The organism is Streptomyces sp. NBC_00414 (assembly GCF_036038375.1).
Classification (GTDB): Bacteria; Actinomycetota; Actinomycetes; order Streptomycetales; family Streptomycetaceae; genus Streptomyces.
Window position 1 is genome coordinate 7,001,075 of sequence record NZ_CP107935.1, and the last position, 24,319, is coordinate 7,025,393.

At 72.7% G+C, this 24,319-nt stretch carries 20 protein-coding genes and 1 pseudogene; 5 read left to right on the forward strand and 16 right to left on the reverse strand.

The window, feature by feature from the left end:
* Window positions 1-6 precede the first annotated feature (6 nt).
* The 3 genes from OHS59_RS30405 to OHS59_RS30415 form a co-directional block, all read right to left on the reverse strand.
* Entirely contained in the window at window positions 7-1,440 is a 1,434-nt protein-coding gene (locus tag OHS59_RS30405; protein ID WP_328496537.1) for a carboxyl transferase domain-containing protein, read from the reverse strand.
* A complete protein-coding gene (locus tag OHS59_RS30410; RefSeq protein ID WP_328496538.1) occupies window positions 1,433-2,935 on the reverse strand; it encodes an acyl-CoA synthetase in 1,503 nt (500 codons plus the stop codon). The genes OHS59_RS30405 and OHS59_RS30410 overlap by 8 nt, the downstream gene beginning before the upstream one ends.
* A gap of 66 nt (window positions 2,936-3,001) precedes the next feature.
* Window positions 3,002-4,300: an SLC13 family permease gene (locus tag OHS59_RS30415; protein ID WP_328496539.1), complete on the reverse strand. Its 1,299-nt coding sequence runs from the start codon at window positions 4,298-4,300 to the stop codon at window positions 3,002-3,004.
* Window positions 4,301-4,488: 188 nt separating this feature from the next.
* Between OHS59_RS30415 and OHS59_RS30420 the strand changes: the two genes are divergently transcribed.
* Together OHS59_RS30420 and OHS59_RS30425 are read left to right on the forward strand one after the other, a co-directional pair.
* Window positions 4,489-5,211 carry a FadR/GntR family transcriptional regulator gene (locus OHS59_RS30420; RefSeq protein ID WP_328496540.1) on the forward strand — a complete coding sequence of 241 codons (723 nt, stop codon included), beginning with the start codon at window positions 4,489-4,491 and terminating at the stop codon, window positions 5,209-5,211.
* Window positions 5,205-5,765 (forward strand): annotated as a pseudogene (locus OHS59_RS30425) (Type 1 glutamine amidotransferase-like domain-containing protein); the annotation flags it as partial. The gene OHS59_RS30420 and the pseudogene OHS59_RS30425, both read left to right, overlap by 7 nt.
* Before the next feature lie 181 nt (window positions 5,766-5,946).
* Here the strand turns inward: OHS59_RS30425 and OHS59_RS30430 are convergent.
* The 3 genes from OHS59_RS30430 to OHS59_RS30440 all read right to left on the reverse strand — a co-directional run bounded on the left by OHS59_RS30430 (window position 5,947) and on the right by OHS59_RS30440 (window position 8,849).
* Window positions 5,947-6,240, reverse strand: a complete 294-nt coding sequence (locus OHS59_RS30430) for a hypothetical protein (protein WP_328496541.1) — start codon at window positions 6,238-6,240, stop codon at window positions 5,947-5,949.
* A gap of 323 nt (window positions 6,241-6,563) precedes the next feature.
* Window positions 6,564-7,502: a bacteriocin fulvocin C-related protein gene (locus OHS59_RS30435; protein WP_328496542.1), complete on the reverse strand. Its 939-nt coding sequence runs from the start codon at window positions 7,500-7,502 to the stop codon at window positions 6,564-6,566.
* 216 nt (window positions 7,503-7,718) lie between these two features.
* Window positions 7,719-8,849: a MerR family transcriptional regulator gene (locus OHS59_RS30440; protein ID WP_328496543.1), complete on the reverse strand. Its 1,131-nt coding sequence runs from the start codon at window positions 8,847-8,849 to the stop codon at window positions 7,719-7,721.
* Between the two features lie 146 nt (window positions 8,850-8,995).
* Here OHS59_RS30440 and OHS59_RS30445 point away from each other — a divergent pair, with 146 nt between their 5' ends.
* Complete coding sequence (locus tag OHS59_RS30445) at window positions 8,996-9,880, forward strand: ATP-grasp domain-containing protein (protein ID WP_328496544.1); 885 nt, start codon at window positions 8,996-8,998, stop codon at window positions 9,878-9,880.
* Window positions 9,881-9,889: 9 nt separating this feature from the next.
* Here the strand turns inward: OHS59_RS30445 and OHS59_RS30450 are convergent, their stop codons facing one another.
* From OHS59_RS30450 to OHS59_RS30495, 10 genes are all read right to left on the reverse strand, one after another.
* Window positions 9,890-10,549: a hypothetical protein gene (locus OHS59_RS30450; protein WP_328496545.1), complete on the reverse strand. Its 660-nt coding sequence runs from the start codon at window positions 10,547-10,549 to the stop codon at window positions 9,890-9,892.
* Entirely contained in the window at window positions 10,527-11,375 is an 849-nt protein-coding gene (locus OHS59_RS30455; protein WP_328496546.1) for an FkbM family methyltransferase, read from the reverse strand. Before OHS59_RS30455 ends, OHS59_RS30450 begins: the two co-directional genes overlap by 23 nt.
* Window positions 11,372-11,677, reverse strand: a complete 306-nt coding sequence (locus tag OHS59_RS30460; RefSeq protein ID WP_328496547.1) for a Trm112 family protein — start codon at window positions 11,675-11,677, stop codon at window positions 11,372-11,374. Before OHS59_RS30460 ends, OHS59_RS30455 begins: the two co-directional genes overlap by 4 nt.
* Window positions 11,568-12,596, reverse strand: coding sequence for a hypothetical protein (locus OHS59_RS30465; RefSeq protein ID WP_328496548.1), 1,029 nt, complete (start codon window positions 12,594-12,596; stop codon window positions 11,568-11,570). Before OHS59_RS30465 ends, OHS59_RS30460 begins: the two co-directional genes overlap by 110 nt.
* A 3-nt stretch (window positions 12,597-12,599) precedes the next feature.
* The gene (locus OHS59_RS30470; protein ID WP_328496549.1) at window positions 12,600-13,340 is read right to left on the reverse strand and encodes a class I SAM-dependent methyltransferase; all 741 of its coding nucleotides are present in this window, start codon (window positions 13,338-13,340) and stop codon (window positions 12,600-12,602) included.
* Entirely contained in the window at window positions 13,337-14,689 is a 1,353-nt protein-coding gene (locus tag OHS59_RS30475) for a condensation protein (RefSeq protein ID WP_328496550.1), read from the reverse strand. The genes OHS59_RS30470 and OHS59_RS30475 overlap by 4 nt, the downstream gene beginning before the upstream one ends.
* Complete coding sequence (locus OHS59_RS30480; RefSeq protein WP_328499418.1) at window positions 14,686-19,179, reverse strand: alpha-(1->3)-arabinofuranosyltransferase; 4,494 nt, start codon at window positions 19,177-19,179, stop codon at window positions 14,686-14,688. Before OHS59_RS30480 ends, OHS59_RS30475 begins: the two co-directional genes overlap by 4 nt.
* Window positions 19,176-19,973 carry a class I SAM-dependent methyltransferase gene (locus OHS59_RS30485; protein ID WP_443061525.1) on the reverse strand — a complete coding sequence of 266 codons (798 nt, stop codon included), beginning with the start codon at window positions 19,971-19,973 and terminating at the stop codon, window positions 19,176-19,178. The genes OHS59_RS30480 and OHS59_RS30485 overlap by 4 nt, the downstream gene beginning before the upstream one ends.
* Window positions 19,970-21,121: a glycosyltransferase family 4 protein gene (locus OHS59_RS30490; protein ID WP_328496551.1), complete on the reverse strand. Its 1,152-nt coding sequence runs from the start codon at window positions 21,119-21,121 to the stop codon at window positions 19,970-19,972. The genes OHS59_RS30485 and OHS59_RS30490 overlap by 4 nt, the downstream gene beginning before the upstream one ends.
* Before the next feature lie 366 nt (window positions 21,122-21,487).
* Complete coding sequence (locus tag OHS59_RS30495) at window positions 21,488-22,465, reverse strand: DUF3068 domain-containing protein (RefSeq protein WP_328496552.1); 978 nt, start codon at window positions 22,463-22,465, stop codon at window positions 21,488-21,490.
* Window positions 22,466-22,784: 319 nt separating this feature from the next.
* On the opposite strand from OHS59_RS30495, the gene OHS59_RS30500 reads away from it, so the two are divergent.
* Both OHS59_RS30500 and OHS59_RS30505 read left to right on the forward strand, forming a co-directional pair.
* The gene (locus OHS59_RS30500; protein ID WP_328496553.1) at window positions 22,785-22,937 is read left to right on the forward strand and encodes a hypothetical protein; all 153 of its coding nucleotides are present in this window, start codon (window positions 22,785-22,787) and stop codon (window positions 22,935-22,937) included.
* Window positions 22,938-22,939: 2 nt separating this feature from the next.
* The gene (locus tag OHS59_RS30505) at window positions 22,940-24,181 is read left to right on the forward strand and encodes a PucR family transcriptional regulator (protein ID WP_328496554.1); all 1,242 of its coding nucleotides are present in this window, start codon (window positions 22,940-22,942) and stop codon (window positions 24,179-24,181) included.
* Window positions 24,182-24,319 lie beyond the last annotated feature (138 nt).

A 24,319-nucleotide genomic window follows, 5' to 3' on the forward strand; every position in this document is an offset into this window, starting at 1 on the left:
CGCGGTTCACCGCCCCCGCTCCACGATGCCGCGCACGACACCCAGTTCGACCAGGTCCTGCGGCCGGATGCGGAGTTGGTCGGCGGTGGCCCGTACCTCTTCGGCCGGACGCTTGAGGATGGAGGCCGCCGACTCGGGGGCGATGACCGAGAAGTAACTGTCCGGCGTGACCCATGTGTTGGCCGGGGCCGCGAGAGCCAGCGCGCCGCCCGAGCCGCCCTCCCCGATCACCAGCGTGGTGACAGGGGTCTCCGCCGCGGCCACCGCCCCGAACAGGTCCGCGATCGCCGCCCCCGCGCCCTGCCGCTCCGCCGCCGCGTCGTTGGCGGCACCCGGGGTGTCCACCAGGGTCAGCACGGGGATACGGAGCCGGTCGGCGAGCCGGACCAGCCGGGCGGCGGTGCGATAGCCGGCGGGGCGCGTGGCGGTGCCGGTCTGGGCCGCGTACGCGACCGTACGGCCGTCCTCCGCCCGGACGCCGAAACCGCAGAGCATGCCCTCGTCGGTACCGCCGCAACGGTCACCGCTGATCGCCGCACGGTGGGCGAAGAAGGCGTCCAAGTAGACCTGGGCGCGGGGGCGGTGCGGGGACCGGGCGTTGCGCACGGCCTCCCGGCCGGTGGCCGGGAGGCCGGCGTCGCCCAGTGCCCGGGGCGGTGGCACGGGGTCCGCCGACGGGTCGCTCAGGAGCCGCAGCCAGAGCGCCAACGCGTCCGGCAGTTCCCGCTCGGGCACCACCGCGTCGACCGCCCCCGCCGCCGACTGCGCCTCGGCCGTGTACGCGGCCGGGTCCGCGTCGGGCGGCCGGACCCGTGAGCCCGCGAAGCCCACCTGCGCACCCGGCAGGGCGAGGATCACATCGGCGCCCGCGCCCAGGGTGGCCCAGCCGCCACCCGTCGTCGGGTCGCGCAGCACGGCGATCTGGGGGAGACCGGCCGCACGCGTGAGCGTCGACTGCCGCGCCACGCGCTGGAGTTGGACCAGTGCGCGCATGCCCTCCTGCATCCGGCTGCCGCCCGTCGCGACGAGGGAGACGACCGGCAGACGGTGTGCGCGGGCGTAGGTGTGCGCGGCCTCAAGACGGTCGCCCGTGCGTTCGCCCAGCGAGCCGCCGAGGAACCCGAACTCGAAGGAGATCAGCACGGCCGGGGTCGTGCCGCCGTCGTTGCCGCTGACGGTGGCGGTGCCGCAGACGACGGACTCCTCCTCGCCGGTGCGGTCCGCGGCCCGGGCGCGCGAGGCGTCGTACCCCTGCCAGGACAGGGGGCCGTCCGGCCCGTACGGGCCCGGCGGAGAGGGGGCCGGGGCGGGCAGTTCCGTGAAGCCGGTGGAGACGAGGCCGATCGCCTCGCGGGCCGTGAACCGCCGGGAGCCGACCTGAGCCGCCCCGGCCGCCCCAGGTGCCTCAGCCGTCCCGGGTGGCCCGGGTGCCTCAGTCATGGGCCAGCGCGCGCTTCATGATCTTGCCCATGTCGTTGCGGGGCAGCGCGCCGAGGTAGTGGACGACACGAGGCCGCTTGTGGGGCGCGAGACGGCCGGCCACGTGGTCCGCCAACTCGTCGGCGGACGGCGGCAACTGGGGGTCGGCGGGCACGATCCACGCCACGATCCGCTCACCGAGATCGGCGTCCGGCTCGCCCGTGACCGCGGCCTCCCGTACGCCCGGGTGCTCCAGGAGGGCGTTCTCGATCTCACCCGCCCCGATCTTGTAGCCGCCGCTCTTGATGAGGTCGGTGGCCTTGCGGCCGACGATGCGCACGTACCCGTCGGGGTCGCGCACCGCCATGTCACCGGTGCGGAACCAGCCGTCCTCGGTGAAGGCCGCCGCCGTCGCGTCGGGCCGGTTCAGGTACTCGGTGAAGAGGTTCGGCCCGCGGACCTGGATCTCGCCCACGGTCTCCCCGTCGTACGCCTCCAGGGCCGTCGTGCCGTCCTCCTCCGTCAGCCGCAGCTCGACGCCCGGCAACGGCACGCCGACCGTGCCCGCGCGGGGCTCGCCGTCCGCGCGGACGCTGGTGTTCATGAGCGTCTCGGTCATCCCGTACCGCTCGACGACCCGCCGGCCCGTCGCCTCCGCGATCCGCTCGTGGTCGTGCACCGGCAGAGCCGCGGAGCCCGACACCAGCAGCCGGGCCCGCGCCAGCGCCTTCGCGAGCGCCGGGTCGTCGGGCAGGGCCTCCGCGATCCGGTGGTACATCGTCGGCACCCCGAACAGCATCGTGGCGCCGCCGCTCAACTCCCGTGTCACACCGGCCGTCTCGAAGCGGCCGAGGTGCCGTACGGATCCGCCGCGGCGCAGCGGGCCGAGGATGCCCAGGATCAGACCGTGCACATGGAAGAGGGGCAGGCCGTGCACGAGGACGTCGTCGCCGGTCCACTGCCAGGCGTCCGCGAGGGCGTCCAGGGTGGTGGCGACGGCCCGGCGGGGGATGACGGCGCCCTTCGGCGGGCCGGTGGTGCCGGAGGTGTAGACGACGAGGGCGGGAGCCTCCGGGGCGAGGTCCGGCTCGCGGGGAGCGGTGGGCGCCGCCGGTCGCGGGGCGCTTGCGCCGGTCTCCGTGCCGACCTCGATGTCGACGCGCTCCAACTCCGCCAGCGCGGGCGGGAGTTGGGCACCCGGGGCCGCGAGCACCAGGGCAGGCGCGCTGTCCGCCACGATGTGCCCCAGCTCGCTCCCGCCCGACTTCGGGTTGAGCGGCACGGCGGGTACACCTGCCAGCAGGGCGGCGACCACGGCGACGGCGGTCTCCAGGGTGGGCGTGGCCCACACCGCGATCCGGCCCGCCTCGCCGACGCGGGCCGCCAGCGGGGCGGCGGTCGCCGCGAGTTCGCCGTAGGTCAGGGAACGGTCGCCGAAACGCAGGGCCGACCGGTGCGCGGCGGTGCCGTCCGGGTCCGCCAGTGCCTCGGTCAGGGCCGGGAAGAGAGGGGACACGCGTGCCTACTCCTTGATCGTCGGTCGTTCGTACGAGGGTGCCGGACCCGACGGGGCGTGCCGGTGTCACCCCCAGTCGGGTACCACCAGCGCGAGCCACACCACGGCGGGGACCACGGCCACCACGATCCCTCCGTACATCATCAGCTGCCGGAAGAAACGCTCGCGGTCGACACCGGGTGCCGCGGCGAGGACCAGGGCCCCGTTCGTCGAGAACGGGCTGACGTCCACCACGGTCGCCGAGACGGCGAGGGCCGCGACCATGCCGATCGCCCCGATCTCGCCCTGCGCCAGGAAGGGCACCGCCAGCGGGATCAGTGCCCCCATGATGCCGACCGAGGAGGCGAACGCGGAGACCAGCGCGCCGATGTAGCAGAGCAGCACGGCGGAGAGCAGCGGGACGCCGATGTCGCTGACGCCCTCGCCGGCCCAGTCGATGGTGCCCATCTCGTCGAGGACCCCGACGTACGTCAGCACACCGCAGATCAGCAGGACCGTCGGCCAGGCGATCTGGCTGACGGCGTTGCGGCTGTCCTCGGCCCAGAAGGTGCTGAGCAGCACGGCGAGGGTGATGGAGGTGAGTCCCGCGTCGAGGTCGAAGGCGAGCACGGCGACGACGAGGGCGACGAGAGCGGCGAGGGTGGCGATACGGGCGGGGTTGAGACGGGAGGCGTCGTCGGTGTCCTCGGCGGCCTCGGTGCTCTCGCGGGCCCCGTCGTCCGCCCCGGTGCCGGTGCCGTCCCCGGTGTCCTGCTCGGCGCGGCTCAGCTTCAGCCCTCCGAACAGCACGAACACGATGGCGGCGATCACGAGGTTGACGATGAGCGACGCGAGGAAGAGGGCGATCTCGTTGCCGGGGAGGCCCTCGCGCTCGACGATCCCGTTGACGATCGACCCGTAGATGCTGATGGGGGAGAAGCCGCCGCCCTGGGCGCCGTGCACGACCATCGCGCCCATCAGCAGCGGGCTGATGGAGTACCTGGCGGCGAAACTCAGGGCGATCGGCGCCACGATGGCGACCGCGGCCGGGCTGACCGCGCCGATCGCGGTGAGCACGCCGGTCAGCACGAACATCACCCACGGGATCAGCACGACCCGCCCGCGCACGAGCCGGATCGAGGCGTGCACCAGCCAGTCGGTCGTGCCGTTGGCGCGGGCGATGGCGAACAGGTACGTCACACCGACGAGTACGACGAAGAGGTCACCGGGGAAGCCGGCGAAGATCTTGTCGGCGTCGAGGTCCGCGACGAGTTCGCCGACTCCGAAGGCGGCGGCGAAGGCGAGGGCGCCCATGTTGATGGAGCGGGTGGTGGCGATGACGAACACCACGACGAGCACGAGGATCGATATCAGTTCGGCGGACATACGGGCTCCCGTCTTTGGGTCCCTTGTCGAGTGGGGGAGACAGGCCGAGCGGCACGACCGGTCAAGTGGCTGAGTGGCCAAGTGGCTGAACCACATTGGGTGGCCGTGGTGGAGAGCGTCAAGAGAGATGACGTAAATTGGCTCAGCCACTCATCCACCAGATCGAGAGGTAAGGGGGAAGACCGGACATGACCGACGCACTGCGACCCATGGGGTCCAAACCGCGCCTGTACGAGCAGGTCCTCGACCGGCTGCGCAGTTACGCCGCCGAGGGCGGCCTCGGTGCCGGCGACCGGCTGCCGCCCGAACGCGACCTCGCGGCCAGGCTCGGCGTCAGCCGCGCCTCCGTGAAGCAGGCCATAGTCGTCCTGGAGGTCCAGGGACTGGTGGAGGTCCGCCACGGCGGCGGCACCTATCTGGTCGGCGACACCCTCGACGCCGAACCGGTGGAGCGACTCGTCGACCGCAGGCGCCGGTTGCCCGACGTGCTGGACGCCCGCGAGGCCCTGGAGACCAAACTCGCCGAACTGGCCGCCGAGCGCCGCACCGACGAGGACGTGGCCGCCATGGACTCGGCCCTCGCGCACATGCGGGCCGAGATCACGGCGGGGGAACACGGGGTGGAGGGCGACCGGCTCTTCCACGCGGCGGTCACGGCCGCCGGACACAGCGGCATCCTCGCCGAGTTCATGCGCTCCATCGCCGACCAGATCACCGAGAGCCGCCACGAGTCGCTGCGCCAGCCGGGCCGCCCCACCCGTTCCCTCACCCAGCACCGCGCGATCTTCGACGCGATCGTGGCCCAGCAGCCGGGGCGGGCCGCCGCCGCGATGCGCAGGCACGTCCAGACGGTGGCGCGGGTACGGCTGCTGGACTGGGACCCCGAGGAGGGCGAGCAGCCGGGGCCCTGACGACCGAGGCCGCCCGCGTGGCGGGGTTCGACCTCGTTCCTCTCCACCTCTTCCCGAGGCCCAACCTCGACGACATCGAAGGCACCGTCCTGGAGCAGGACGTGGTGTGGGTGATGGGCGGTTCGGTGGCCAATCTCCTCGCGGTCTGGCGGGTGCACGGCCTCGACGGCATCCTCCGGCAGGCCTGGCGCGCGGGTGTCGTCCTCAGCGGGGTCAGCGCGGGGTCGATCTGCTGGTTCGAGGGCGGTACGACGGACTCCTTCGGCCCCGAACTGCAGCCCGTGACCAACGCGCTGGGCTTCCTGCCCTACGGGAACGGCGTCCACTACGACTCCGATCCGGGCCGCCGCCCGCTGGTGCACGACCTCGTGGCGAACGGCACCCTGCCCACCACCCACTGCACCGACGACGGGGTGGGTCTGGTCTACCGGGGTACGGAACTGGTCGAGGCGGTGACCGAGATCGGTGGCAAGGGGGCCTACATCGTGACGCGGGACGGCGACACGGCCCGGGAGGAGCGGCTTGAGCCGCGACGCCTGCCGGGGGTCTCCTGAGGGCCCGCGCGGAACCGGCTTCGCGGGCCGACATCGTGACGTGATGTGACGTGATGTGCCCCGACGGGTTGGAGCCGGGGCATCCCTGCGGCCCGTAGGAGACGCAAGGATGCCCCGAACCGCCTCCGAAAGCGGATCAGACGCGGATCAGACGCGGATCAGAAGGGCTTCCGGAGCGTGCTCAGCCCTTCTGGAGCCACAGCTTGTAGGTGCTTCCGCTCCAGCGGCAGTCCCAGCTGTAGACGTTCGAGTAGTTGTCCCAGTACCACGAACCACGTGTGTCGCAGGGGGCGAGCCGGTTGAAGGTCTCGCCCGTGTTGACCCAGTAGAGCGGGACCGCGCTGGGCTCCGCCGCCGTGGACGCGGCGGCCGGCGGCACCGCTGCCGGCGCGGCGGCAGCGGCGGGGAACGCGGTTGTCCCGAGTATGAGCGCGGCTCCGATTCCGACGCCTCCGAGGAGATTGCGGATATGCATGGCTGACTCCTTGGTCCGTTGATTCTCATGACCTGATCGGTCCAGACGATCCGGTCGAGAGTTTTGCGCGCGTCTGCCGGCACGGCGAAAACGTGGAACGGCGAACGCAATGTCCCTCGACCGGCTGGGCCAACGGAAGCCTCACCGGTGAGCGTCGGGCGGAGCAACAGTGAATTCCTGTCCCGGACAGCAGAATTCCTGTCCGGCATGGTCGGATACCTTGTCCGGGCTCTGTCCGGGACAGCGCCGGAGAGGGGGCGGGCCGCTCATACGAGACGCGTACGAGACGCGAGGGCAGAGCGGGACCCCCCGCGCGGGTGGCCTCAGGGGGCGCAGACCCCGCTGCACGGTCCCAGCCACAGGGGACCGCAGCCGAAATCGGTCCAGTTGCACCAGTACGGATGGGAGTAGCACTTCATGTTGCAGCTCCCGGTCCCCCCGCACTGGGAATTGCAGTCCATGACCTGGATGCCCTGACCGCCGCGAGGCGCCGCGCCCTGGGTGTCGGCGGGGCCCAGCGTCATGAGGATCGCCCGCGCCCCGCTCTCACCGAACGCCTCCACGGCCGCCGTCCGCAGCTCTTCGGCGGCCGCTGCCTGGCGTCGCCCCGCGATGATCTGCGGTGCCAGCCGTGTCGCGTCGTCCAGGACGGCGGACTGCTCGGCCGACAGACCGGGGTGTGTCTTCCGGTGGTTCGCGAAGTGCGCCACCCACAGATCGCTCCGGGCCGGGGCGGACAGCGCGCCGTAGACGGCGCGCCGGTAGTCCGCGGGGTAGGAGGCGAACTCGGCGTAGCCGGAGGGCAGCCGGTCGCGGTTGGCCCTCACCCATCGGGACGCCTTGCTGCCCCTGGCGCGGGTCACGGCCTGCGCGGGCGAGGTCGCCAGGCCGCCGGTGACCAGGAACGTTCCCAGGGCCAGCCCCGGCACGGCCTTGAGGATGCCCCGACGGCTCGGGGGCCGCAGCGCGTCGAGGTCCCGCAGCGCACGCACCACCCGCAGCGAGTCCGACGGCCCCAGCAGCCGCGCCAGGCGGAGGGACAGCGCGGTTCCGGTCCAGGCCCGTACCCGGTCGCCGTCGACCGCCAGCAGGGTCGGGGCCCATACGGCCCCTTCCCCGAGGGCGCGCGTGCGCAGGTCACGAATACGGGGTTCGGTGAGACCCGCGGTGGTCAATGTGCCGTCGGCGGACCCACGAACCCGAGCCACCACTTCTTCGCAGAATCGGCAGTCGGCGTCGAATGCCAGTATCCAATCGGTCACGAGATTCTCCCCCGTTTCTGTGTGACAACCCGTCCGGCCATGCCCGTTCGGTAATGCCAGTTCGGTAATGCCCGTTCGGCAATGCCCGTTCGGTAAATGTTTCCACGCCTGTCCGTGGAAACATTTACCGAGGCGTCCGGCAGCGTCAATCATTTCAATAATGTTCGAAACGTTTGACGCTCATTCACAGGCCGTGTGTGCGGGGAAAGCGCGGGGCTACGCCGCCTCCACCACGTCCGCCACCACGCAACTCACGTTGTCCGGGGCGCCGGAGGCGTGCGTCGTGGCGATCAGGGTCCGTGCCGCGTCGGCCGGGGTGGAGGACGCCGTGAGCGTCTCCTTGATGGTGTCCTCCGGCACGACCGTGGGCAGGCCGTCCGAGCACAACAGGTAGCGGTCGCCGGCGCGGGCGTCGTGCAGGCGCACATCCGGAGCCGGGGCGGGGGCGGAGGCCGGGCCGCCGCCCGTCAGCGCCTTCAGGAGCAGGGTGCGCTGCGGGTGGACCGCGGCCTCCTCCGGGGTCAGGCGGCCCTCGTCGAGCATCGACTGGACCACCGTGTGGTCGTGGGTGATCCGGAACAGTTCGCCGTCGCGGAGGAGATAGGCGCGGGAGTCGCCGATGTGGACCAGGGCCAGTCGGGAGCCCGTCCACACCATCGCGGTGAGGGTCGTGCCGGACTCCGGGTCCGTCGGGCCCGCCACCTCCCGGACCGCCTCCGTGGCGCCCTGGACCGCGTCCTCCAGGAGGTTGAGGACACCGCCGGCGGGGAGCGGCTCGTCGTCGAGGAACTTCAGGGCCTCGACGGCGGCGCCGCTCGCGGGCGCGCCCCCGGATCCGAAGCCGTCCGCGACGGCCAGGACGCGCGTGCCCGCGTACGCCGTGTCCTGGTTGGCGGGGCGGACCCGGCCGGTGTCGGAGAGAGCGGAGTAGCGCAGTTCCAGCATGGTCATGGTGGTCTCCTTGCCCGGGGACATGCCCGCGGGGGATTCGGCGAGAGGCCCCGTGAGGGGTCTCGTGAGGTGGTCCACGAGGAAGGACGCCAGGTCGCGACGGGCCGCCGTCTCCGCCTCGACACGCGACCAGAACGCGCGGATCTCCCGCGCGGCAGCCGTCGGTTCGAGGGCCCCGACCCTGCGGATCCCGGCCAGCGGCATGCCCAGCCGGCGCAGCCACACCACCAGGCGCGCCTGCTCCAACTGCTCGGGCGCGTAGTAGCGGTAGCCCGTCTCCGGGTCCACCCGCGCGGGGCGCAGCAACTCCAGCTCGTCGTACAGCCGAAGTGCCTTCGGTGACAGCCGGCATGCCTTCGAGAAGGCCCCGATCGTCATCATCGTCGTCATCGACATGGCGATCCTCCTGTTCCACCACCGATGCTGTGGTCTCACCGAAGGTGAAGGTCAAGGGCCCCGATTCGGTTCCTCGGCCGGTTCCCGGGCGGTTGTTAACCTGCGACCGGTATGACCGGAGCCGACCACCCCTTGAGGAGCCCGACGTGGCACGCACCACTCCCCGTATCGCACTGGTCACCTGCCAGGAGGTCCGGGAGACCGGGTACGACCGTGACCTGCCCGTCCTCGCGGACGCGGTGCGGCGGGCGGGGGCGGACACCGCCGTCGTGTGCTGGGACGACCCGGACGTCGACTGGGGCGGCTTCGACCTCGTCCTGATCCGCTCCACCTGGGACTACAGCTGGCGGGCCGCCGAGTTCCTGGCGTGGGCCGACCGGTGCGGGGCCGTGACGAGGCTGGCCAACCCGCCGGAGGTCGTGCGGTGGAACGCCGACAAGCGGTACCTGGGCGACCTGGCCGCCGCCGCGGTGCCCGTCGTCGACACCCGCTACCTCGCTCCGGGCGACCCGGCCGACCTGCCCGGGGACCGCGAGTACGTCGTCAAGCCGACCTCGGGGGCCGGCGCCCGGTACGCGGCCCGCTACACGCCCGAGGACCACGACACCGCCGTACGGCAGCTGGAGCGCATGCACGCCGAGGGGCTGACCGCGATCGTGCAGCCGTACGTGCGGAGCATCGACACCGCGGGGGAAAGGGCGCTCCAGTTCTTCGGCGGGCGTTTCCTGCACGCCATCCGCAAGGGTGCCGTCCTCGAACCCGGCACCGCGTTCGACGAGAAGAAGGTCCCGCACCCGAACCTGCGCACCTGGGAGCCGGGCCCCGCCGAACTAGCCGTCGCCGAGCGGGCGCTGGCCGCCGTGCCCGGCGCGCCGGAGCTGCTCTACGCCCGCGTGGACCTGGTGGACGGTGACGACGGGGCGCCCCGTGTCATGGAGCTGGAACTCGTCGAGCCCAATCTCTTCCTCTTCCTGCACGAGGACTCGGTGCCGGTCGTCGCCGAGGCGATCGTCAGGGCCGCCGCAGGCTGACGGGACGGGTCAGGGGCGCCGCTCGCCGACCGCCACGCGCTGAAGCAGCCCCCAGGTGAACTCCGCCACGCAGTCCCGCCGTACCCCGTCCGGGCCGTCCGGACCGTTCGCGTCACCCGAGCCGTCCGGGCCGTTCGCGTCGCCCGACCCCTCCGGCGCCGTGAACGCCAGCCCCCAGCGCGTCGGCGCCGACCCCTCCAGCGGCCGGGCCGGCGCGAAGGCGCGGGCGGCCTCGTCGACCGTGCAGGACCAGGGCGTCAGGTCGTCCAGCGACCGCAACTCCGGGGCGGGGGCGCCCGGTGCGCGGACCAGCCACTCGTTCCAGGCCACGCCGCCCGGCGCCACCAGCACCTCGAAACGCAGGTCCGGCCAGAGGGGGACCGGCCACAGGAACGCCTCGCAGGACAGGTCGCCGATCCGCCGGGGCGTCACCGACTCCGCGTCGCCGAGGATCGAGCGGTAGCGCGAGACCGCGCCCCGGCTGCGCGGCGCGTGCCGCATCGCCTGCCAGCGCCGGTTGGCCTCGCGCATCTCGGCGACCGAGGCGCCCAGCGTGTGGCGGGCGTCCTCCACCAGGTCCGGGTTGTGGTCGGCCATGCGGCGCAGCAGGACGAGCTGGAAGTCGAGCGGGGTGAACGGGGCGGCGCTAGCCGGCTTGGCGGGAGGCATGCCTCCCATCGTCCCGTACGGGGTCCGCCTGCCGTGCGTTCCGCGCGTGCCGCCCGCCCGGGCACCGGCCGTCCGGGAGGAAGAGCACCGAGTTCACGTACCGGACGTATCCCGGGCCCCGGAAGGGCAGCACGCGGCGCAGCAGGCCCTGGGAGACCACGTGCGAGGCGCGCTCCTGGTGGGCCTCCAGGTCGAAGGAGGACAGCGGAAGCCAGGTGTCGCCGGGCAGTACCCAGCCTTCGTACCCCCGCTCGGCGAGGTGGGAGACGACCGTGCCGATGGGCTGGATGCGGGCCTCCAGCTCGATGAACAGGGCCGGGCGGTCACGGGTGAGGAGGGTGCCCGCCCCGCGCAGCACCGCCAGTTCGCTGCCGTCCACGTCGATCTTGATGAAGCCGACGTCGCGGAGGTTCAGGCTGTCCAGGGTGAGGCAGGGGACGTCGAGGGCGCGGGCGTGGATGTCACGCCTGACGAGGGACGAGACGCCCCGGTCGCCCTGGTCGCCGGGCGGCAGCCACAGCCGGGCCGTGCCGGAGCGGTCGCTCGCGGCGGCGCGGACCACCTGTACGTTCCCGGGGGTCGCGGCGGTGATCAGCCGGGCCAGGTGCGGGACCGGTTCTACCGTCACCACGCGGCGGGCCCGGCCCGACAGGCGGCGGGTCCAGGGGCCGTACCAGCCGCCCACGTCCACGGCGGTTCCGCAGCCGGGCGGGCAGAGGTCGCCGAGCCGGGCCAGCTCGGGTTCGAAGCGGGGGTAGACGAACCGGGCGGCGGCGGCGACCAGCCGCACCGGCACGAAGGGGGCGAGCCGGGCTGCCAGGGTCATGGCGTCATCGACCCCGGCTTCCGGGGCTCGCCGCCCCCGGTGATCCGCAGCAGCAGATCCTCGTGCTCGTCGTCCGTCACCTGTTCGCCGGAGGACGGAAGAAGCTGCGGGATGCCGTCCACGATCGGATAGCGGCGCCGCAGCCGGGGGTTGTAGAGAGCGTCGTCAGCGCTCCCGGTGCTCTCGGCGCCGTCAGTGCCCTTCCTGTCCTCCGTCCGCTCCGGCTCCTTTCCGAGGAGATGCAGCGGCCCCTTGTCCAGCGGGCACGCCAGGATCTTCAGCAGCGGGTCGTCCGGGTTCATGACTGGTCAACTCCCTTGTGGGGGATAAGGGTCGAGGTGCCGGCGGCGGATCGTGCTTGGGCATCGCGAGGAGTACGGAGACCGCCAGCGCCGTGCCGCCGATCCGCAGCGCCAGCCGCAGCGGGTCCTCGGGCAGCGCCTCCCCGAACGCGACCGTGCCGAGGATCGCCGTGAACAGGCAGGTCACCGTCGTGCAGACCGGCACGATCAGCGAGGCCCGGCAGCGCTGCAGCGCCGCCTGCGACATGACCAGGCCGAACACCCCGGTGAAGAGCAGGAGATACGGGTACGGCGAGCGCAGCAGACCGAGCACCGCGCTTCCGAAGCCGCTCCCGGTGAGATGACTGGAGACGCCCTTGATGGCCAGCGAACTGACCCCGTACAGCAGGCCCACCGCCACCCCGTACTCGACGCCCGTCGTCGGCATGCGGTGCCGGTGGCGGGCGCGGCGCTCGGCGGACCCGTACAGCCAGACGCCCAGCGCGAGCGACGGGACGCAGAGCAGCAGGATCAGCGGGGCGGGGGCGCTGCGGCTGACCGTGTCGGAGCCCTCCTTCAGAGACAGCACCACCATGAGGAGGGCGAGCAGGATCGCTCCGAGCGCGTACCGCTCGCGGCCCGAGGTCTCCTCGCCGAGCAGGACCGAGGAGAGCAGGACGAGGATGACGAGACCGGAGACGAAGATGCCCTGCGCTGCGGCGATCGGCAGGGTGTTGTAGACGACGAGCTGCGCGCCGAAGCCCGACGCCAGGGCGAGGGACCCGCCGATCCACAGCCAGCTGCCGAGGACCAGCCGCAGAAGGCGGGCGGGCCGGCGGACACTCACCTCGGGCAGTGCCGCGAGCGCCCGTTTCTCCAGGACGAATCCGGCGCTGTACAGCACGTTCGCCAGCAGGGCCGCGGCCACTCCCCACCACATGGTCTACGTCCTTCGCGCGTGCAGGAGAAGGATCGAGGCCATCGACGGGACACGGCACGCGAGGCGGTCCAGCGGGCGCAGCGGCCGTGGCACGCCGTGGAAGGGCGCACCCCGCAGCCGTACGACCTCGAAGCCCGACGCGGTCACGAACTCCCGCAGCGCGCGGGCCGTGCAGAGCCGCAGATGGCCCACCACCTCCCTGCCGGGGCGGCCGTGGATCGCGCGCAGGCTCACCTCGGAGAAGACGGGCTGGACACCGGCGAGGAGCAGGGCGCGGTTGTACCAGGCGGCCAGGTTGGGGGTGGAGAGCATGAGATGACCTCCGGGGCGGAGGATCCGGTGGATCTCGTCGAGCGCCGAGTCCGGGTCGACGAGGTGTTCCACGACCTCGCTGAACAGGACGGCGTCGACACAGGCGGACCTGAACGGCAGCCCGCCGTCGGTGAGTTCACCGCGTACCGCGTACGGGAGCCGGGCGTGGGCGCGTCTGAGGGCGTCCTGGGACCAGTCGACGCCGACGATGCGGTGACCGGCGAGGAGCGGTGCGGCCGTCGCGGCCGCGGTGCCGTCGCCGCAGCCGATGTCCAGGACCGTGCGCGGGCCGGAGGTGGCCGGGCCCAGCGCGGCGGCGAGCATCCGGGCCTGGCGCAGACTGCGGGGCGCCCCGGAGGCGACCGGGACGGCCGGGTCCTCGTAGAAGTCCCGCAGTCCGTGCGGCGGCCTGCGGGGCGGGGCCATGGTCATGGGGTGCTCCCCGTGCGTGGTGGTGCGGCGTGTTCCGTCGCGTGCAGGTAGTGCTCGAAGAGGTCACGGAGGTGGCTGCCGTCGCCGTGGCTCAGCAGGGAGCGGGACCAGCGGAGCGCCACGTGCATGCGGCCCGCCGTGGAGGCCGTCGTCACCGTCAGCCCGCGCGGCATACGGGCCGGCGCCGAGAACCACACGGCGTGCGCGCGCCCCGCCTCCTCGCCGAAGTCGAGGGCGTACGGAACGCGGCCGATGTTGCTCAGCAGGGTGGTCGACGTCCAGGGCCCGGCGACCCTCCGCAACCCCCTGGTGAACGCGGCCCGCCAGGCGACGGGCATCACCGGAGCCGTCAACAGGGATGCTCCGTGGCCCAGTTGGGGACGCGGCTGAGCCTTGAGCGCTCGGGTGCGGTCCGCCGTGCGGCGCAGCAGCGCGGCCATGTCGGAGGCGTCCAGCTCCTCGGGCGCGAAGGGCACCTCGACCAGCCGGGTGCCGTTGCCGATCGGCATGTCCGTGCCGCGCGGGCGGTCGTCCACCGGCATCGTGATGCGCAGCGGGCGCGGCCGGGCCCCGTGCTCCCGGTTCCAGTGGGCGATCATCAGGGCGGTGGCGGCCATCAGCTGGTCGTTCACGGTGTACGGGGAGCCCTTGGGCCGGTGGGGGACGCTCAGTTCGGCGACGAGCATGCCGTTTCCGTGGTGCTGGGGAGGTTCCGGCGTGCCGTGCGCGACCCGGGCGGGCGGCGCCCAGGTGGAGGGGGTGTCGGGAGCGCGGGGCGCCTCGGCGGTCGTGCCGCGGGTCGGGGGCGCCGCCGGGGAGTTGTCCCGGCCGCCGTACAGCTCCGCCGCGGTCGCCAGGACCCGCAGACAGGCCGGACCGTCGAGGGCGGTGTGGTTGATGGTCAGGAACAGGACCGTACTGTCGGCGGAGCCGGCCTCCTGACCCCGGACCACCTCCAGCCGGATCGGCGGCGAGGCCGAGAGCGGCGGGGCGTCGCGCAGCGCCCTGGCCCGGGCGTGTTTCAGCGCGTCCCGGTCCGGCGCCGGGAACAGGACGGCCTCCACATCGGCGTCGGGGGTGAGCTCCCACTCGTACCGCCGTCCGTACCAGGGGCGGGCCGCCTCGCGCATCAGGATCCGGGGATGGCGGTGCAGGGCCCCGGCGAACGCCCTGCGCAGGCGGTCCGGGTCGAGGCGGCCCGGCAGATGGACCTCGATGTGGACGGTCTCCGGCTCCTCCTCCTGGAGGCAGTGCCGGGCGACCTCGTCCACCACGGGGAACGGGATGCGGGCGGTCGGCCCCGCGGGGCCGTTCGTGCCGTCGCGAGCGGAGTGGTCCAGCGCGGTCATGTGGGTTCGCCCTCCCCCTTCTTCCGGCGGTCCTCGGGCAGGGCCGCCCCCGGCCCCTCGGGCTCAGATGGCCGCGGGTACCCCGGCCCGCGGGCCGACACGGTCGGCCCGGACTCGGGCCGCGGCGGGCCCGACGGCGTGAAGGGCGGCGGCAGCGCTCCCGGAGTCCCTGGAGTTCCCGGAGCCTCCGGAGCCCCCCGTGTCCCCGGTGGGGCGGAGGTCGCGGCGGTGGCTCCCGGGCCCGCGTTCTCCCCCCGCTGCCGCTGCGGAAGGGGCGCGGTCGGAGCCTCGGACCCCGGGAGCGGCGGAGGCAGCGCACTCACGCCCGGACCGCCGGGGCCGGCACCCCGGCCACCACCGCCCCGCGTGGCGTACGAGGTCTCGCCGACCGACACCAGGCCAGCGAACAGGCTTACCAGCGCCAGCAGTTGGGCGGTGCGGCCGAACGCCCCGGAGCCCTCGGCGACCGGCTCCCCGGCCCCGGTCGCGGCGGCGATCCCGGCCCCCGCGAGCGCGAGGAAGGCGAGGGGTACGAGCAGCGCGTGCCGTCGCCGGGCGAGCAGCGCCAGCAGGGGCACCAGCAGTGCGAGGAACCCGGCGATCACGATCCCCACCAGGGTGAGCGCGACCGTGCCCAGGATCAGGCCGGGCGGGGGCGGCACCGGCGAGGGCGCGTCGGGGTTGGGCGAGCGGCGCCGGAACAGCACGAGCCCGGCGAGCACCAGGACTCCGATGCCACCGCCGATCAGTCCGGCCTCGTACACCGTGGACGGCTCGTACGAGAGCTTCACCGTGCCGCCCTCGCCCGCCGGGATCCGCCAGCCCTGCTGCCAGCCGTCGAGGCGTACCGGGTCGAGTTCTCGGCCGTTCAGGGTGGCCTTCCAGCCGTCGTTGAAGTTCTCGTACGTCGTCAGGTACGAGGCCGCGCCCGAGCCGACGGTGACCTCGCGGCGGTCGCCGAGCCAGTCCCGTATGCCCAGTTCACGGCTGAGCGCGGTGGGCGCGGTGACCGTGCCGCGGGTCAGCGTCACATCGGTGACGGCCAGCGGTCCGGCGTCGCCCGCCTCGACCCGGTGGGAGCCGGATCCGAGCGACAGGTCGGCGTCCGCGCGGCCCTCCTGGCAGAGCGTCAGCTCGACCGGCCGCCGCTCCACGAGGTCGCCGACCGTCCCCTTGGCGCTCGTCTCGTACAGCTCGTCGTCCACGGCGAGCGTCGGGCCCTTCCCGCAGGGCAGTTCGAAGGCGCGCGAGGAGAGGGCCTTCGGGGTGCGGTACCGGTCGTCCAGGGCGGGGATGTACGCCTCGGTCAGACCGACCGGAAGCTGCATGTCCTCGTCGGCGAGGGGGTTGTGGACGGTCAGCGGGGCCGTCTCGGTGATGGTGATGTCGAGCCGGTCCGTGGTGATCGGGTCGAAGCGGACGACGCCGTTCTCGTCGACACCGGCGACGACCGCGCCGTCCGGGGAGCTGATGTTCACCTCGGTGGGCCGGGTGGACAGACCGCCGGCCGGAGCGAGGACGATCTCGCCCACCGGCTGTTTGCCCGACCAGCTCAGCCGGACGGTCGGGTCGTCGCCGGCGATCCACGCGGTGGTCAGATCGCCGTCGGTGAGGTTGCGCGGCGAGAGACCGGTGCCGAGGCGGGCCGTCGAGCCGGCCGTCGCGGTGATCCGGTCGTTCTGCTCGGGCGCCACGTCGTACAGCAGCGCGTCGAGCGCGTCACCGGGTACGGGGATCGCACCGGCCTTCACCTCGTACGTACCGGCCGCGTCCGAGGTCCAGCGGCGGTGCAGCCCGACCTCCGTGCCCGTCGGGGAGAAGCTGCCGGGGTCGGTGGCCCGGTGCAGGGAGACCGTCTCGGCGGCCGCGTCGGTGCTCTCGGCATCCCCCGGGAGTCGCAGCATGCGGGTCACCTGGACGTCCGGGACGCTGATCTCGGAGAAGCCCGCGCCGGACAGCCCGGAGTGCCGGGCGGTCGACTCGACGACGGTGATCTTCAGCCAACTCGACGGGCCCTCGGGGGACTTGATGCGCTGACGCGAACCGTCGGCCCGCAGCGTGCTCGTCTCCGAGCCCCGTTCCGTCTCCACGCGCACCCGCGTCGGCGCCGAGCGCACGCTCTCCTGCGGCAGCGGGGTGACCCGGATCGACGCCGGGACCTCCGTCTCGTCGGTGAAGCCGATCCGCAGCCACTGCCCGTCCGCCGAGCCCACCGCGCCCTCGGCCCACGCCGTGTCCGGGTTGCCGTCGAAGGCGTTCACCGGGTCGTACTGCGGCAGGTAGTACAGCCAGTTGCCGCTCGACGACGCGGTCACAGAGCGCGCCCCGCGCAGCTCGGCCACCGTCTGGTGCCGGATCCCGTCGGTCGGCAGGATCTGGTGCGGCTCCTCCCCGGCGTCCTGGTAGCTGCCGGAGTGATTGCGTTCGTCGCGGGTGTACGTGTACGAGGTGTTGGCGCCGACCAGGCCGAACCGGGTGTCGGCGCGCCGCAGCCCGTCGCCCACCACCTGGAGGTCGGGGGCGCCGAGCCCGGGATGGTTGTCGCCGGTCAGCACGCTCGCCCGGTCCCGCATCGCCGGGTCCGCGGACAGCGGCAGCAGCGCCTCGGGCCCGCCGGACACGACGGCCGTGTCGGCGACGGACTTCAGCCCGGCCTGACCCGGCCGGGGCACGTCGGCGGCCGGCTCGTAGATCTCGACGGCCCGCTGCCGCGGATACAGCCCCTCGATCTGGATGGGGGTGTTCTCCGCGATGCGCCCGCCCGTCATCAGCGGGCCGAAGCCGGTCAGGCGCCGGTAGCCCGACTGCTCCAGCGTCCGCTTCACGGTCGTGGTCGGCACGTAACCGAGCTGGTCCGGATCGAGATCGTTGCGTACGACGACGTAGTGGACGCCCGCGCGGCCCAAGTAGTCGGCCAGGCCCGGCACTTGCCCGCCCGTCTGCAGGGACTGCTCGACCGCGTCCATCGCGCGCCGGTTGCCCGCGGTGCCGAACGGCACGTAGTCCCGCTGCGCCCAGCGGGACTCGGCGAGCACGTCGAGGGGCTGGTCGATGGTGGAGCCCCAGGTGAAGATGCCGTGCGCGGTGGCGGGTACGACGAGGGCGCGGGAGTCCGGCGAGAACTTCTCCAGCCAGGTGGCCGTGGACTTCCAGTACTTGGGCAGCTCCTGGAACGAACCGGGCTGCAGGATCGACCCGTTGAGATAGGGCCAGGCGAGACCGGGGAGGACGAGGACCGCCGCGACCAGTGGCGCGTACCGCCGGCCGCGGACGGGACGGGCGCCCCGGCTCCGGGAGGCGACCCCGACCAGGTGGGCCAGTCCGAGGACCAGCGCGAGGGCGAGTCCCGTCTGGAACTTGTAGATGTTGCGGAAGGGGGCCAGCCCGCCGTCCAGCCAGTCCTGCACCACCCCGTGGAAGGGCGCCCCGAACGAACCGCCGTAGCCGGCCAGGGTGATGAGCGCGGCCGACATCACCGTCAGCACCAGCCAGCGCCGCTCGGGTATGTCACGCCGGGCGAGTCCGGCGAGGCCCAGTCCGGCCGCCAGCGCCGAGGAGACGACGGCGACCGCCGAGGCCGTCACGGTCCAGCCCGCGGGTAGCCAGGCCTCGTTGAAGTGTAGATAGGCGACCCAGTTGCCGGCGCCCCGCAGGGACTCCGTCGCCGACATGGTGTCCGTCGTGGTCTGCGAACTCTCCACGTACGGAAGGAAGTTCTCCCCGTAGACGCCCAGCAGCAGGAGCGGGACGACCCACCAGGCCGTCGCCAGGAGCACCCCCGGCACCCACCAGGTGATCAGCTTGCGCTGCCGTGGACCGCGCGGGCGGGACAGGAGATACAGACCCACCGGCAGCAGGGAGGCCAGGGTCGAGGCCGCGTTGACACCGCCCATGAAGGGGATGAACAGCGCCGAGCGCAGGGCGGCCACCCGGGCGCTGTGACGGTCGTTCGTGAGCGGCAGCAGCACCCACGGCAGGAAGGCCCCGGGCAGGGCCGCGGCCGAGGTCGAGCCGACGACGATCGTGAACACCGGCCACAGCGCGTACACCACCGCGCCCAGCAGCCGGGAGGCGGAACTGCCGATGCCCAGCCGCTCCGCGAGGCGCAGCGCGCCCCAGAAGGCGACCGCGACGACGAGCGACATCCACAGCCGCTCGGCCAGCCACACCGGCAGGCCGATCACGTCGGTCAGCCAGTAGTAGGGCAGCATCGGGAAGGCGTAGCCGACGTACTGGTCCGCAATACCGCCGAAACCGCCCTGGTCGTGCCACAACTGGCCCAGGTCCGACAGGAACCGCCCCGGGTCGAGCGCGACACCGAGCTTCGTGTCGAAGGTCTGCCGGCCCGGGTGCACGGCCAGGAACAGCACGAGGACCACGGCCCAGAACCCCAGCAGCCACCGCCTCGACCGGGGCCCCTGCGCGGGGTCCGGGTCCGGGGCGAGCGGGCGGGTCGTCGCCGGGGGAGGGGCCTGGACCGTGCTGGTCATGGACACCGCCGGAGGATGAGGAGGAGGTTCCAGGTGGCGAATTCGCGCAGTCCCGGCGCCCTGGCGACGGCCTGGGCGAGGAACGGCCAGTAGCGGGAGCGCGCCGAGACGACCGTGACGTCGTCGCGGGCGCGCACCTGCCGCAGGGTGGGTCCGATGTGCACGGCGAAGAGGTTCTCGCCGAGGGTGTGCTTGGCGGGCCGGCCCGTACGGCGCCGGTAGCGGGCGCGGGCCCGGTCGGCGCCCAGGTAGTGCCAGGGCGCCCACTCGTGACCGCCCCAGGGGGACAGCCAGTTGGTGAACGACACGTAGATCAGCCCGCCGGGCCGGGTGACGCGGACCATCTCGCTGAGGAAGGTCTGCGGGTCGGCGACGTGCTCAAGGACGTTGGAGGAGAAGCAGACGTCGGCGACGCCGTCCGCGAGCGGCAGCAGATACCCGTCTGCGACGACCGACCCCTCGGGCGGCTTCGGGCCCAGCTCGCGCATGTCCGGCTCGAAGAGATAGCCGTGCGCGCCCCGCTTGCGGAACTCCTCGGTGAAATAGCCGCCCCCGCCGCCCACGTCCACGACGGTCCGGCCCTTCACCGGACCGTCGTACGCCTCCACCTGGTCGGCGGCGTCCCGGGCGAGCAGCGAGTAGCAGCCCTCGGGGTCGTCCTGCTCGTGGCGGAAGGCGCGGAAGAGGGCGAGGGAGCGGCGCAGCGAGGGGTCCCGCAGGCCCGTGCCGGGCCCCGGGCCCGCGCTCCTGTGCCGCGCGGGCCGCTGTCGGGGTGTCCTCCGCCGGGGGATCATGGCGTCCAGCCCCTCACCGCCTCCGTCGCCACGGCTCTGAACTGGCGTACGGTCCGGTGCCAGCGGTACTGGGCGGCGCGATCACCGGCCGCCTTGCCCATGAGGGTGCGACGGTGGGTGGACAGGGCGAGGGTGCACCAGGCCGCGGCGAACGAGGACTCCCCGCGGGCCAGCAGCCCCGTCTCGCCGTCCACGATCGAGTCGCGCAGGCCGGGCACGTCGAAGGCGATCGCGGGTGTCTCGCGGGCCGCCGCCTCGGTCACCACCAGACCCCAGCCCTCCACGGCGGAGGGATGCACCAGGAGCCAGGCGGCACAGAGCAGCCGGTGTTTCTCCGCCTCGGAGACATGACCGGTGAACTCGACCCCGGGACCGGCGAGTTGCTGGAGCCGCTCCCGCTCGGGTCCGTCGCCGACGATCACCAGCCGGCCGCCGGTGACCGGGCGGACCCGTTCCCACAGGCGCAGCAGCAGATCGATCCGCTTGTACTCGACGAGCCGTCCCACGGCCAGGAACAGCGGTTCCGGTGAGCGTTCGGCCGGTGCGCCCGGCTCCTCCACACCGTTGTGCACGACCCGGATACGGTCGCGCTCGACCCCGATCGCACGCAGCGCGTGTGCCGTCGACGGGGAGACGGCGACCAGCAGACCGCCCCGCTGTCCGCCCGCCAGTGCCCAGTGTTCGAGTCTTCGTCCGAGCCGGGCGGCGGGCGCCAGCGGTCCGCCGAACCGCATCCGCCACAGGTCGGTGTGCACGTGGTTGACCAGACACAGGGTCGGTCCGCGGTGCCACAGCGGTGCCAGGTACGGCATGCCGTTGCAGACCTCGACGAGCAGGTCGCAGTCGCCGACCTGGCGCTGGAACGCCGATCTGGCGCGCAGATAGTGGCCGAGGTCGCCGCCCGCCGACACGACACGGTAGTCGCGGTACGCGGCGGGGCCGCCGCACAGCAGGGTGACCTGGTGGCCGAGGTGGGTCAGGCCCTCGGCGAGTCTGTCGACGAGGAGTTCGGAGCCGCCCGCTGCGTCGTTGCCGTAGTCACGGCGGGCGAGGAAAACGATTCGGCGCGGCTGTGGGGGGAGCGCCGGGTGTCGCTGCGCGGAGCGGGGGAAGGCGGCGCGCAACGACGAAGGCACGTGCTGGGGCATGGGTGCTCCAACTCGTCTCGGGGTGCGGAACCAGCGTGGGGCGTGGGGGGTCGGTACTGCTCGGTGTTCCGGTGCGTTCCGGTGTTCCTGCGTGGGCCGGTGCGTTCGGTGCGGGAACCCTGAATTTCCCGCGGTGTGGATCCGTACGGATGGGTGGAACCGATCGGTGGAACCGTTCTGCCGGGACTTCTGTGGGGGCTTCTGCGGGGACTTCCGTGGGGCGTGTTCCGTGGGGGTGGACGGGGCCTGCTGTGATGGGGGTGTGGGTGGGCTGTGTTCGGGTGGGGTGGACAGTTTTCGCCCGCAGGACCGATGCGGCTACTCACCGAAGTGACAATTTCGGGGCTTTGTGGAGCTGACGTCTCATCACATCGTGAGCGATTGCTGGGAGCTCTCGGACGTATCGGGATGCGGACGCCCTCGTGCCACCAAAACGGCACCCACCACGGCCAGGACGAAGCCGACAATTCCCGTCCCCAGTGGCACCGTGCGTCCCACCGCGCGCAGCAGACCACTGTCCGTGTCGGCGAGGTCCACCTGCTGCTTCTGGGTCTCGGGGGTGAACGCGATCCGCTTGCTGTCGAGCAGTACGACGGCGTCCTTCTCGCTCCCGGGCGCCCTGAGCGTCTTGCGGGGCCCGATCGCCGCGTAGATGATCCGGCCCGTGCGCTGGTCGGCGACCAGCTCGACGCCGTGGTTGGAGTACCACTCCTCGGCCAGCACCTGACCGGCGTCCTCCACGCCCACGAGGGTGCCCGGCACGAGCCGGGTGCCGGTCTTGGTGGCGGGCACGGTGCCGGTGAACCGAAGTCCCTCGTACCCCTGGATCCGCTTCGTACCCCGGTACTTCAGCGTGACGGTCGAGCCGAGGGTGTTGTCCCACCAGATGTACGAGCGTTTCTGCACGTCGAAGGGGAACTTGAGGTACGCCTCGCCCTCGAAGTACGGCTTCTCCTCGCAGCAGTGGACCGGCTTGTTCGTCTTGCGGTCGGTCACCCAGCGCTCCATGGTCCACTGGAGCGAGTCGTGCGGGTCGGCCGCGGGCAGCGACTTGTTCGTGTCGACGGACGTGGACACGTCCCAGACCGCCCGCCCGCTCTTCTCGCTCTCGGCGACGTCCCCGCGGACCTGCCGGGTGATGGTGATCTTCTTGTCGCGGACGGTCTCGATCTCGTCGGTGTCGAAATAACTGCCCGTACCGGTGAAGACGGTCGTCTGGTCGGTGTCGATGGGAGTGCGCTGGGCTCGTGGTTCGACGTACCAGGCGAGCAGCGGGGCCAGGACGAGCAGGAACACGCCCAGACCCAGTATGACCAGCGAGAAGGGTGTGGCAGTACGGCGCATCCGGGCACTCCAAGGGCTCTTGGTGACACGGCACGAACGGGTGCCGGCACGGTGGGGGAGGGTGCAGGTGCGGTATGGGCCGGGAACCGTAGGCGCACCCTTGACGAAGTGTCAATGCGTTGCAGACACTGAGGACTTGCCGGCACCGGGGACTCGTCGGCCGGGACGAGGTGGGCCCGGTGGCGAAGGGAATGTGCCGTGCCCCGAAGGGGGCGCGGGGAACTGCGCGATCAGCCACCGTCGGCCCGCAGATTCCGGACGGCGCTCCCAGCGGAGCGCTTCGGTGGGAGTGACCTTTCGACAGAGAGGCTGACCCGCGATGCCCAGACTGCCCGCCGCCCTGCTGACCGTGACGGTCGCCGCCCTGCTCGCCGTGGGCGCCGCCCTCGGCGCTGTCGCACTGCTCGACGCGACCCCGGAACAGCCCAACACGCCGCTCATCACCTATGAGACGGCCGGCCGGGAGCGCTGACCATGGCCCTCCGCCCGGCACCCGTCACCGTGCGCTCGGCCTGGCACGACGTACCGCGCCTCCAGGTGCGGCAGTTCGCCGCGCTCGCGATGGCCGAGGCGCCGGCACTCGCCGAGCAGATCCTCCAGGAGATACAGCACGAGTATCCGCATCTGCCCGTGGTGCTCGACGACTCCGGCGAACCGATGGCGCTGGTCGGGATCCGCCGGGCCATCGAGGTGTTCGTCCAGCATCTGGAGACCGCCGAGGGACGGCCGCGCGTCCACCCCGAGGTCTTCCAGGAGTTCGGCCGCGGCGAGGGCCTCAACGGACGCAGCCTCGACTCGCTCCAGGCGATCTACCGCCTCGGCGTACGGCTCGCCTGGCGCCGTTTCGCCGAGATCGGGCAGCGCGTGGAGATCCCGCCGCCCGCGATGTACGAGCTGGTCGACGCCGGATACGAGTATCTGGACGGGCTGGTCGACCAGTCCGTACGCGGTTACGCCGAGGCCGCCGCCCGGCAGGCCGGGGAACGGCTGCGGCTGCAGCGCCGGCTGATGGAACTGCTGCTCGCCGAGCACCACCGGGGCGACCCGGCCGAGGCGCTCTCCGAGCGGGCCGCGCGGATCGGCTGGCCGCTGCCCGGCAAGGTCGCGGTAGGCGTACTGCTGAGGCCCGCCCGGGAGGCCGTCGCACCCGCCGTGAGCCAGGGCGTCCTGCTGGACATGGAGTACGAACAGCCCCGCATGGTCGTGCCCGAGCCCGACGCCGCCGGGCGCCCCGAACTGCTGCACCGGGCGCTGACCGGCTGGGCCGGCGCGATCGGCCCGCCCGTGCCGCTGGCCGACGCGGCGAAGTCGCTGCGCTGGGCGGAGGCGGCGGTACGGCTCATGGAGCGGGGCCTGCTGCCGCCGGGCGAGGTGCTGTACTGCACCGAGCACACCGAGGCCCTGGTTCTCCTCCAGCCCGAGGAGTTGATCGACGACCTGGCCCTGCGGTGTCTGGAGCCGCTCGCCCACTGCGGTCCCACGCACGGGCGGCGGCTCGCCGAGACGATGCTGGCCTGGCTGGAGACGCGGGGCGGGGCCCCCGAGGTGGCGGCGCGGCTGGGGGTCCATCCGCAGACCGTGCGGTATCGCCTTCGGCAGATCAGGGAGCTGTGGGGGGACGAGGTCGATGACCCGGACCGGCGCTTCGAGCTGGAGCTGGTGCTGCGGGCTCAGCGGTTACGGGGTGAACTGGGCGACCCCCGCGCCCGGCGCTGAAACACCTTTCCCGCCCACCCACCCGTTACTGCCGTTTACCGCGTACCCGCGTGCCCACCGGGCAGCGTCCCGCCTCGCCGGTCGCGCGCGCTTATTGCCCGGCGGAACCCGTGTGAGTAGCCTGTGTTCGCTATGCCG

Bases quoted from the DNA above. Each gene is read 5' to 3' on its own strand.
- OHS59_RS30490 (WP_328496551.1), bottom strand. From the start codon at position 21,121: ATGCCCCAGCACGTGCCTTCGTCGTTGCGCGCCGCCTTCCCCCGCTCC.
- OHS59_RS30465 (WP_328496548.1), bottom strand. From the start codon at position 12,596: ATGTGGTGGGGAGTGGCCGCGGCCCTGCTGGCGAACGTGCTGTACAGC.
- OHS59_RS30475 (WP_328496550.1), bottom strand. From the start codon at position 14,689: ATGACCGCGCTGGACCACTCCGCTCGCGACGGCACGAACGGCCCCGCG.
- OHS59_RS30470 (WP_328496549.1), bottom strand. From the start codon at position 13,340: ATGACCATGGCCCCGCCCCGCAGGCCGCCGCACGGACTGCGGGACTTC.
- OHS59_RS30430 (WP_328496541.1), bottom strand. From the start codon at position 6,240: ATGCATATCCGCAATCTCCTCGGAGGCGTCGGAATCGGAGCCGCGCTC.
- OHS59_RS30500 (WP_328496553.1), top strand. From the start codon at position 22,785: ATGCCCAGACTGCCCGCCGCCCTGCTGACCGTGACGGTCGCCGCCCTG.
- OHS59_RS30415 (WP_328496539.1), bottom strand. From the start codon at position 4,300: ATGTCCGCCGAACTGATATCGATCCTCGTGCTCGTCGTGGTGTTCGTC.
- OHS59_RS30405 (WP_328496537.1), bottom strand. From the start codon at position 1,440: ATGACTGAGGCACCCGGGCCACCCGGGACGGCTGAGGCACCTGGGGCG.
- OHS59_RS30495 (WP_328496552.1), bottom strand. From the start codon at position 22,465: ATGCGCCGTACTGCCACACCCTTCTCGCTGGTCATACTGGGTCTGGGC.
- OHS59_RS30420 (WP_328496540.1), top strand. From the start codon at position 4,489: ATGACCGACGCACTGCGACCCATGGGGTCCAAACCGCGCCTGTACGAG.
- OHS59_RS30480 (WP_328499418.1), bottom strand. From the start codon at position 19,179: ATGACCAGCACGGTCCAGGCCCCTCCCCCGGCGACGACCCGCCCGCTC.
- OHS59_RS30455 (WP_328496546.1), bottom strand. From the start codon at position 11,375: ATGACCCTGGCAGCCCGGCTCGCCCCCTTCGTGCCGGTGCGGCTGGTC.
- OHS59_RS30450 (WP_328496545.1), bottom strand. From the start codon at position 10,549: ATGCCTCCCGCCAAGCCGGCTAGCGCCGCCCCGTTCACCCCGCTCGAC.
- OHS59_RS30505 (WP_328496554.1), top strand. From the start codon at position 22,940: ATGGCCCTCCGCCCGGCACCCGTCACCGTGCGCTCGGCCTGGCACGAC.
- OHS59_RS30485 (WP_443061525.1), bottom strand. From the start codon at position 19,973: ATGATCCCCCGGCGGAGGACACCCCGACAGCGGCCCGCGCGGCACAGG.
- OHS59_RS30440 (WP_328496543.1), bottom strand. From the start codon at position 8,849: ATGTCGATGACGACGATGATGACGATCGGGGCCTTCTCGAAGGCATGC.
- OHS59_RS30460 (WP_328496547.1), bottom strand. From the start codon at position 11,677: ATGAACCCGGACGACCCGCTGCTGAAGATCCTGGCGTGCCCGCTGGAC.